At 69.2% G+C, this 9,330-nt stretch carries 8 protein-coding genes and 1 pseudogene; 3 read left to right on the forward strand and 6 right to left on the reverse strand.

The window, feature by feature from the left end:
• Nucleotides 1-91: 91 nt before the first annotated feature.
• Nucleotides 92-730 (forward strand): 2-hydroxychromene-2-carboxylate isomerase, encoded by a 639-nt coding sequence (locus HWX55_RS25980; protein ID WP_124555690.1) that lies wholly within the window; start codon nucleotides 92-94, stop codon nucleotides 728-730.
• Between the two features lie 81 nt (nucleotides 731-811).
• On the forward strand, nucleotides 812-1,759 hold the full coding sequence (locus tag HWX55_RS25985) for a LysR family transcriptional regulator (RefSeq protein WP_175977789.1): 948 nt from the start codon (nucleotides 812-814) through the stop codon (nucleotides 1,757-1,759).
• Between the two features lie 62 nt (nucleotides 1,760-1,821).
• Here the strand turns inward: HWX55_RS25985 and HWX55_RS25990 are convergent, their stop codons facing one another.
• The 4 genes from HWX55_RS25990 to xdhA all read right to left on the reverse strand — a co-directional run bounded on the left by HWX55_RS25990 (nucleotide 1,822) and on the right by xdhA (nucleotide 7,043).
• Nucleotides 1,822-2,223 (reverse strand): nuclear transport factor 2 family protein, encoded by a 402-nt coding sequence (locus HWX55_RS25990; protein ID WP_175977790.1) that lies wholly within the window; start codon nucleotides 2,221-2,223, stop codon nucleotides 1,822-1,824.
• Nucleotides 2,224-2,336: 113 nt separating this feature from the next.
• Nucleotides 2,337-3,005, reverse strand: a complete 669-nt coding sequence (gene xdhC, locus HWX55_RS25995; RefSeq protein ID WP_175977791.1) for a xanthine dehydrogenase accessory protein XdhC — start codon at nucleotides 3,003-3,005, stop codon at nucleotides 2,337-2,339.
• A gap of 69 nt (nucleotides 3,006-3,074) precedes the next feature.
• On the reverse strand, nucleotides 3,075-5,438 hold the full coding sequence (gene xdhB, locus HWX55_RS26000; protein ID WP_175977792.1) for a xanthine dehydrogenase molybdopterin binding subunit: 2,364 nt from the start codon (nucleotides 5,436-5,438) through the stop codon (nucleotides 3,075-3,077).
• Between the two features lie 18 nt (nucleotides 5,439-5,456).
• Nucleotides 5,457-7,043, reverse strand: a complete 1,587-nt coding sequence (xdhA, locus tag HWX55_RS26005) for a xanthine dehydrogenase small subunit (protein WP_175977793.1) — start codon at nucleotides 7,041-7,043, stop codon at nucleotides 5,457-5,459.
• 332 nt (nucleotides 7,044-7,375) lie between these two features.
• Between xdhA and HWX55_RS26010 the strand changes: the two genes are divergently transcribed.
• Nucleotides 7,376-8,590, forward strand: coding sequence for an MFS transporter (locus HWX55_RS26010; protein ID WP_050011713.1), 1,215 nt, complete (start codon nucleotides 7,376-7,378; stop codon nucleotides 8,588-8,590).
• 36 nt (nucleotides 8,591-8,626) lie between these two features.
• Here the strand turns inward: HWX55_RS26010 and HWX55_RS26015 are convergent, their stop codons facing one another.
• Both HWX55_RS26015 and HWX55_RS26020 read right to left on the reverse strand, forming a co-directional pair.
• Nucleotides 8,627-9,220, reverse strand: a complete 594-nt coding sequence (locus HWX55_RS26015; protein ID WP_175977794.1) for an RES family NAD+ phosphorylase — start codon at nucleotides 9,218-9,220, stop codon at nucleotides 8,627-8,629.
• Between the two features lie 9 nt (nucleotides 9,221-9,229).
• Nucleotides 9,230-9,330, reverse strand: a pseudogene (locus HWX55_RS26020) (IS481 family transposase); the annotation flags it as partial.

Consider the following 9,330-nt stretch of genomic DNA (forward strand, 5'->3'; position numbering starts at 1 on the left):
AACGATCCGCGATCATTGCTGCATGCGCGCGCTGCCGCGTAACATGGAGGCCGCCGCCAGGCGCCGCACGCCCCACCTTCTGGAGAACGACATGACAACCGGCCTCGATACCGCCCAACCCGCCTGGTTCTTCGACTTCGTGTCGCCGTTCTCGTATCTGCTGCTCGAACAGCACGACAAATGGCCGGACGTGCCGTTCAACCCCGTCGCCGTATCGCTGCCCGACCTGCAGCGCCACTGGGGCCAGCGCCCGAGCGCCGACGTGCCGGCCAAGCGCGTGTTCACGTACCGTCACGCGCTGTTTCGCGCGGAACAGCTCGGCATCCGCTTCAAGATGCCGCCCGCGCACCCGTTCGATTCCGACAAGGTGCTGCGCCTCGCGATCGCGCTGCGCGCCGATATCGTGACGGTGCTGGAAATGTTCCGCTTCATCTGGCGAGAAGGCAACGATCCGTCGACGCCGGACGGCTTCGCGGCGCTGTGCGAACGCGTCGGCGTGAGCCACGGCGACGAGCTGATCGAATTCGAGGAAACCGCCGCGCAATTGGCCCGCAACACGGCCGATGCGATCGCGCTCGGCGTGTTCGGCGTGCCCACCTTCTGGATGAACAAGCAGCTGTTCTGGGGCGAGGACGCGCTGCCGATGGTGCTGTACTGCGCGCGCACGCCGAACTGGCTCGAATCGCGCGAGGTCAAGCGGATCAGCACGCTGCCGAAGGGCCGCGCGTGATGGGGTACGTGATGGCCGGTATCACGCACGGCAACGCTCGGCTGCGGTAAGGTTACGCGTCCCCCGAATCACCCCCCACCAATGGACGACGACGACCGTACCGCCTCGCTCGACATCTGGCTCGTGCGCGTATTGCGCACGCTGCTGCTCGAGCGCAGCGTCACGCAGGCCGCGCTGCGGCTGAACCAGACCCAGCCCGCGATCAGCACCGCGCTGCGCAAGCTGCGCGAGACGCTGAACGACCCGATCCTCGTGCGCGGCAAATCCGGCATGGTGCCGACCGAATACGGCGCGTCGCTACTCGAAGCCGCGTCGCGCGCGCTGCGCGAGGTCGACTTCATCGCGACGCCGCACGGCGACTTCGATCCGTCGTCCGCGCGGCGCACGTTCCGCGTCGCCGCGCCCGACTACCTGAACGATTTCTTCATGCCGACGCTGATCGAGCGCTTTCGCGACGCGGCACCGCATGCGCATCTGGAAATCGATTCGCTGAATCCCGCGCTCGACCACGCGGGCGCGCTCGAATCGGGCGTGCTCGATCTCGTGATCGGCAACTGGCCGAAGCCCGACCCGCAGTTCGCGCGCCAGGACCTGTTCTCCGACACGATCGTGTGCCTGATGCGCGACGCGCATCCGCTCGCCCGCGAGCCGCTCACGCGCGATGCGTATGCGGCCGCCGCGCATGTCGCGCCAACGCCGTACACCGGCGACAAGCGCAACGCGATCGAGATCGGCCTGGCACGCGCACGCCTCACGCGGCGCATCGTGACGACGCTGCCGTATTTCGGGATCGTGCCGCAGGTGCTGCTGCAGTCGGACCTGATCTTCACGACGACGCGCCGCTTCGCGACGCACTATGCGCAACTGCTGCCGCTCGTCGTCGTCACGCCGCCCGTGCCGTTCCCGCGCATCAAGAGCTACCTGCTCACGCATCCGCAACCCGATCGGCCGACCGACATCGCGTGGCTGTGCGCGCTGATGCAGAGCGTGTCCGACGAACTGACGGTCGCCCGCACGAGCAAGCGCTGACGCGCGGCCAAAGCGCGGCGCGGAATGACCAGGCAGCGCGACTGTTCAGGCAACGCGGCCGCTCAGGCCGTGCAGAAGGTTTCCTGCAGATGGGTCCAGCGCACGACGCCCGCCGCGTCGCGCGCGAACACGGCGGTCGCGCGACGCGCCGGCAGTTCGCCTGCTGCCGCGTGCTGCGTTTCGAGATAGGTGATCACCGCATGCGCTGCATCGGCCGCGAGCACGCGGATCTCCGACAGCGTGATGCGCAGCCCCGGCTTCGCGCCGGCCAGCTTCGAGAACAGCGCGCGCATGCCGTCATGGTCGACCACGCGGCCGTCGGTCAGGATCATCGTGAAGTCGGCGGAAAACGCGGCGAGCAGCGCATCGAGCGCCGCCGGCGCGGTATCGACGCCGGACAGCCAGCGCTCGATGGCGGCGAGGCTCGCATCGAGCGTGTCGAGATAGACGGAGTGATCGGACATGGGGCGTACACGGTGACGTGAAGCGCGGCCCGCTGCCGCGCGTTGTCGTGCAGTGTAGGCAAAAACGCGCGGCCGTGCGCCGGCCGCGCGGCATGACCGTTTTACCGCGTGTTTTACCGCGCGCAGGACACGTCGTCGCGTGCGCGCCCGGCCGCGGCCGCCTTCGCATCGGCCACCGGCATGCCCGAGCGGGCCTGCAGCAGCTCCGCGCAGACGGCCACCGCGATCGCGCCCGGCGCCTTGTCGACGATGCCCGCGACGCCGATCGGACACACCATGTCGACGAGCCGCGCCGGATCGACGCCGCGCGCGGCGAGCCGGCGCTCGAACTTCACGCGCTTGGTGCGCGAGCCGATCATCCCGAAGTACGCGTAGTCGCGCCGCCGCATGATCTGCGCGGCGAGCGCGAAGTCGAGCGCATGGTTGTGCGTCATCACGAGGAAGTACGCGCCGGGCGGCGCCGCGTCGACGACGGCCTCCGGCGTGTCGGTCGGCTCCGGCTGCACGTTCGGCGGACATTCGTCCGGGAACAGCTCGTCGCGCGTATCGACCCACTGCACGACGCACGGCAACGCGCCGAGCAGCGTGACGAGCGCGTGGCCGACGTGCCCCGCGCCGAACAGCACGATGTGCATCGGCGGCGGTGCTGCGCTCGCGCGGTTGCGCTGGCCGGTGCCCGGCGCGAACGGCTGCAACGGCGACGGCGCGCTGCCGCACGCGCCGTCGCATCCGGCGGCGGACGCGGGCGACGCGGCACGCGGCGAACGCGCGGGGCCGTTCATGCCGGCCTCCGTCGGGCCGTGCCGCCGCGAGCGAGCAACGAACGAAGCAAGCGCGAAGAGCGTTTCATCTCAACCTGCCCGGCTCGCGCTCGCCGCACGCACCGCGCCGATTGCGCGCAAGATCGACTCGCCGGTGGCCGGCGCGTCGAGCGGCGGATTCACCTGGTAGTCGCCAACCGCGGCCACCGCATCGCGCACCGCGAAGAACACCGAGAACGGCAGCAGCAGCGGCGGCTCGCCGACGGCCTTCGAGCGGTGGATGCTGTCCTCGACGTTGCGGTTCTGGAACAGCCGCACGTTGAACTCGGGCGGCGTGTCGTTCACCGTCGGGATCTTGTACGTGGACGGCGCATGCGTCATCAGCTTGCCGCCCGCGTTCCACCACAGCTCCTCGGTCGTCAGCCAGCCCATCCCCTGGATGAACGCGCCTTCGACCTGGCCGATGTCGAGCGCCGGGTTCAGCGACGCGCCCACGTCGTGCAGCGCATCGACGCGCAGCGTGCGCATCTCGCCCGTCAGCGTGTCGATCACGACTTCCGACACGGCCGCGCCGTACGAGTAGTAGTAGAACGGCCGGCCCTGCAGCTTCGATTGATCCCAGTGCAGCTTCGGCGTCGCGTAGAAACCGTCGGACCACAGCTGCACGCGCGCGAGATACGCCTTCGCGACCACCTCGCCGAACGGCACGCCATGGCCGCCGATCCACACGACGTCGTTGCCGAACTTCACGTCGGCCGCATCGACGTTGCCGTCGCCGAACTGCTTCGCCGCGAACGCCGCGAGCCGCTCGCGCAACTGGCGCGCCGCATCCTGCGCGGCCTTGCCGTTCAGGTCCGAGCCCGTCGACGCGGCGGTCGCGGACGTGTTCGCGACCTTGCTCGTGTCGGTCGCCGTCACGCGGATCCGGCCGAAGCGGATGCCGAGTTCGTGCGCGACGACCTGCGCGACCTTCGTGTTGAGCCCCTGCCCCATCTCCGTGCCGCCGTGGTTCACGAGCACCGAGCCGTCGGTGTAGATGTGCACCAGCGCGCCGGCCTGGTTGAAGTGCGTGACGTTGAACGCGATGCCGAATTTCACCGGCGTGAGCGCGATGCCTTTCTTCAGCACCGTGTTGCGAGCGTTGAAGGCGCGCACGCCCGCGCGCCGCGCGCGGTAGTCGCTCGTCGTCTCGAGTTCGCCGAGCAATTCGTGCAGCACGTTGTCCTCGACCGTCTGCCCGTACGGCGTCACGTTGCGTTCGGTCTTGCCGTACAGGTTCGCGTAGCGGACGTCGAGCGGATCGCGGCCGAGCGAGCGTGCGATGTCGTCGAGGATGTATTCGATCGCGAACGCGCCCTGCGGGCCGCCGAAGCCGCGGAACGCTGTGTTCGACTGCGTGTTGGTCTTGCCGCAGTAGCCGGCGATGTCGACGTCGCCGAGCCAGTACGCGTTGTCGAAGTGGCACACCGCGCGCGTCATCACTGGGCCCGACAGGTCGGCCGAGAAGCCGCAGCGCGACGTCATGTCGAGTGCGACGCCGTCGATGCGGCCGTCGTCGTCGTAGCCGACGTCGAAGCGATAATGGAAGTCGTGCCGCTTGCCGGTGATCATCATGTCGTCGTCGCGGTCCGGACGCAGCTTCACCGGGCACAGCAGCTTCCATGCGGCGAGCGCCGCGCAGCACGCGAACAGGCCCGACTGCGATTCCTTGCCGCCGAAGCCGCCGCCCATCCGGCGGCATTCGACCAGCACGTTGTGCGACGCGACGCCGAGCACGTGCGCGACCAGGTGCTGCATCTCGCTCGGGTGCTGCGTCGAGCAGTACACGTGCATCCCGTCGTCGTCCTTCGGCACCGCATACGCGATCTGCCCTTCCAGATAGAACTGCTCCTGGCCGCCGAGCAGCATCTCGCCCGACTCGCGGTGCGGCGCGGCGGCGAGCCGCGCGGCCGCATCGCCGCGCGCGAGCTTCAGCGGCGGGATCACGTAGGTTTCGGCCTTGCGCGCTTCCTGCGCGGTCAGGATCGCGGGCAGCTCCTCGTAGTCGACCTGCGCGCGCCGAGCGGCGAGCCGCGCGGTTTCATGCGACGTCGCGACGACGATGAACATCGGCTGGCCGACGAACTGCACGATGCCGTTCGCGAGCACCGGATCGTCGTGGATGATCGGCCCGCAATCGTTGACGCCCGGGATGTCGTCGGCCGTGAACACGGCGACCACGCCCGGCGTCGCGCGCACCGCGTCGAAGTTCATCGACACGATCTTCGCGTGCGGCTTCGCCGACAACCCGAGCGCCGCGTGCAGCGTGCCCGCGACGAGCGGGATGTCGTCGGTGTAGGTGGCGCGCCCGCTCACGTGCAGGTGGGCGGATTCGTGCGCACGCGACACGTGCACCTGCGCGGCGTCGGCCTGCGGGTCGAGGGTGCTCAGGAACGGTTCTGCTTGCTGGTTCATGTTCGGTGTTCTCCGTCGTCAGACGCGCGCCGCGTCGTCGGCAACTTCAGCGCCTGCTTCGGCGGCCACTTCGCGCACGTTCAGCGCCTGCGGCGGCAGCGGGTCGTGCGGGCGCGTCTCCAGCCAGAATCGGAACATCAGGTTCTTCGCGGTATCGAGGCGATACGTGCTGGTTGCGCGCATGTCGGACAGCGGCTGGTAGTCGCGCTCGAGCGCCTGCATCGCGGCCTGCGCGGTGGCTTCGTGCCACTGCGCGCCGTCGAGCACGGCTTCCGTATTGGCCGCGCGCTTCGGCGTCGCGGCCATCCCGCCGAACGCGATGCGCGGCTCGCGGATCGTGTCGCCGTCCGCGATGAACGCGAACGCCGCGCACACCGCCGAGATGTCCGAATCGAAGCGCTTCGACAGCTTGTACGTGCGGAACTGCAGCTTTGCCCGCGCGCCGGTGCGGGTCGGCACCTTCACGCCGACGACGAATTCGTGCGGCGCCATGTCCTTCTGCTGATAACCGGTGTACAGCGCCTCGAGCGGCAGCTCGCGCACCGTGTCGCCGCCGCGCAGCACGACGCGTGCGCCGAGCGCGATCAGGCCCGGCATCGAATCGCCGATCGGCGAGCCGTTCGCGACGTTGCCGCCGAGCGTGCCCGCGTTGCGGATCGGCAGCGACGCGAAGCGCTTCCACATCTCGGTCAGTTCCGGATACGTGCCGGCCAGCGCCGCATAGCCCTTTTCGACCGTCACGCCCGCGCCGATCTCGATCCAGTCGTCGCCGTGCACGACCTGCTGCAGTTCGGCGATCTGGCCGACGTAGATCAGGTCGTCGAGGCGGCGCATCTGCTTCGTGACCCACAGGCCGATGTCGGTGCTGCCCGCGAGAATGCGCGCGTCGGGACGCTCGGCCTTCAGCGCGGCCAGCGCGTCGAGCGTGCGCGGCGCCGCAAAGCGCGCGCCGTTGACCGTCGTGTAGTCGAACGTGTCGTCGCGCTTCAGCGATGCGAGCGTGCGGGCGAGCGCGGCCGTGTCGACCGGCGCGGCCGGCTGCGGCGCGGCTTCGCCGGTCGCACCTTCGCCGGCCGCATCGAACATCCGCACCGCCGCATCGACGATCGGGCGATAGCCGGTGCAGCGGCACAGGTTGCCGGTCAGCGCATCGGCGATTTCGGTGCGCGTCGGCACGTCCTTCGCCTTCGCGCACGCACTGCCGCAATCTTCGCGGCCGTGCTTCTCGTACAGCGCCCACATCGACATCACGAAGCCGGGCGTGCAGAAGCCGCACTGCGAACCGTGGCAATCGACCATCGCCTGCTGCACTGGGTGCAGCGAACCGTCCGGCCGGCGCAGGTCCTCGACCGTGAGCAGCGCCTTGCCGTCGAGCGTCGGCAGGAACTGGATGCATGCGTTGACGGCCTTGAACTCGACCGCGCCGGCGTCGGTCAGCTCGCCGACGACGACCGTGCACGCGCCGCAGTCGCCTTCCGCGCAGCCTTCCTTGGTGCCGGTGCAATGCGCGTCCTCGCGCAGGTATTGCAGCACGGTGCGGGTCACGTCCGCGCCGCTGACTTCGCGGATCGCGTGACGATGGTAGAAGCGGATCGGCTCACTCATGTCTCGGTGTTTCTTCAAATGGGGGCAAGGCGGCCTGCGCGGAGCGCTCGACCGACGTTTTTCCGACAGTTTGCACGCTATCACCGTCAAATTCCGCAACCCATAGCCCATCACGCATGCGGCTCATATAACTGCCGCGATATGCGCGCCCGGCCGGCCGACGCCCTTGCCGGACGGGGCGCTCCGTCCGTCCCTGCCCCCGTGACCGGCGGTCCTCTCTACGAACGGGGCGCAGTTAACTAAGCGGTACCTGCGGGAAAACCGGTTCCATGGGAAAATCCCGATTCCCTTTTCCGCCGTTTTCCGTTCGTTCCGCCATTCGTTCCGACCCCATGTCATCCGATTCCGCCACACCGCCGCGCAGCGGGTTTGCGGTCACGCTGCAAATCGTGTCCGTCGTCTGCTTCACGTTCATCTGCTACCTGACCATCGGCCTGCCGCTCGCGGTGCTGCCGGGCTTCGTCCACGACGACCTCGGCTTTTCCGCGATCGTCGCGGGCGGCGCGATCAGCGTCCAGTATTTCGCGACGCTCGCGTCGCGGCCGCTCGCCGGGCGCCTCGCCGATACGCTCGGGCCGAAGCAGACGGTGCTGCGCGGGCTGGTCGGCTGCGGCGTGTCGGGTGTGCTGCTGCTCGTCGCGCTGCTGCTCGCGCACTGGCCGGTCGCGAGCCTCGTGCTGCTGGTCGCGAGCCGGCTCGTGCTCGGCGTCGGCGAAAGCCTGTGCGGCACCGGCGCGATCCTGTGGGGCATCGGCCGGGTCGGCGTCGCGCACAACGCGAAGGTGATCTCGTGGAACGGCATCGCGACCTACGGCGCGCTCGCGCTCGGCGCGCCGGTCGGCGTCGCGATCGCGCATACGCTGAATCCGGCGCTGATCGGCGTGATCGTGATCGCGCTCGCCGCGCTCGGCTTCACCCTCGCCCGCCCGATCGCGCCGGTGCCGCTCGTGCACGGCGAACGGATGTCGTATGCGAGCGTGTTCACGCGCGTGCTGCCGCACGGCCTCGGCCTCGCGCTCGGTTCGGCCGGCTTCGGCTCGATCGCGACGTTCGTCACGCTGTACTACGCGGCGCGCCACTGGCCGAACGCCGCGCTGTCGCTGACCGTGTTCGGCACGCTGTTCATCGGCGCGCGCCTGCTGTTCGCGAACACGATCAAGACCTACGGCGGCTTCCGCGTCGCGATCGTGTCGTTCGCGTTCGAATCCGCGGGCCTTTTGCTGCTGTGGCTCGCGCCGGTGCCGCACGTCGCGCTCGTCGGCGCCGCGCTGACGGGCTTCGGCTTCGCGCTGATCTTCCCGGCGCTCGGCGTCGAGGCCGTCGCGCTGGTGCCGCCCGCGAGCCGCGGCGCGGCGCTGTCCGCGTATTCGGTGTTCCTCGACCTGTCGCTCGGCATCACCGGCCCGCTCGCCGGCTATGTGGCCGGTGCGTTCGGCTATCCGCAGGTGTTCCTGTTCGCGGCGGTGGCCGCGGCCGCGGGCGTCGCGCTGTCGATGGTGCTGTACCAGCGGCAGGCGCGCGTGGCGGGGAGCGGCGCGGCGGCGTAAGAGGCGTGACGCGCGTTGCCGCACACGCCACGCGCGTCAACGCAGCAGCACGTTGAAGTCCCGCAATACGCGGGCCGCGTCGGCGTGACGCCTGAACGGAACGGCGCGCCCGAGCGAGAGCTTCGGTTCGGCACGATCGAACAGCACGAGCGCTTCCGACGTGTTGAGATGGCGCGACATGTATAAAAGCCCGTCGACGCGACGGGGATGCCGGTGGACGGCAAGCGACCACTGTTGCGGAACGTCGTACGGTGCGATGGTCGACAACGCGCCGTCGCCGCCGAGATTCTTCAGTGGCAAGCCGTGCAGGACGGCGACGGTCAGCGGCGCGCCGCCAAACGAAAGGACGTAGCGATCGAGTTCGGTCGTCACGAGCGGGAAACCGCCCAGCGCCAGATCGGCGACTTCGTCGTGCAGCACCGTCTCGGCGAATGCGCAATGCAGATCGAAGCCGAAATAGCTGGTGCCGTACCGCCGCCGCTTGCGCGGATCGTCGAAGCGATTGCCGCCCGACTTGCCGAAGTACGGCTCGCCCGTCGCGAATCGCGAGATGCGCACCAGCGCCGTCGGCGCAACGTCGCGCGTCACCAGCGTCGCGCTCGCGAAATGTTCCCCCGGCGCCGTCAGCAAACGGGCCGCCTAGCTGTGAAGCGTCAAGAGGTTGTTTCTCGACGCAGGAAGTCTCGCCATCGGCGCAATGCCGCCGATGGCGCTATGAGCTCGATGCCAGTTGTAGTGAT

Source organism: Burkholderia sp. BCC1047 (assembly GCF_902833155.1).
Classification (GTDB): domain Bacteria; phylum Pseudomonadota; class Gammaproteobacteria; order Burkholderiales; family Burkholderiaceae; genus Burkholderia; species Burkholderia sola.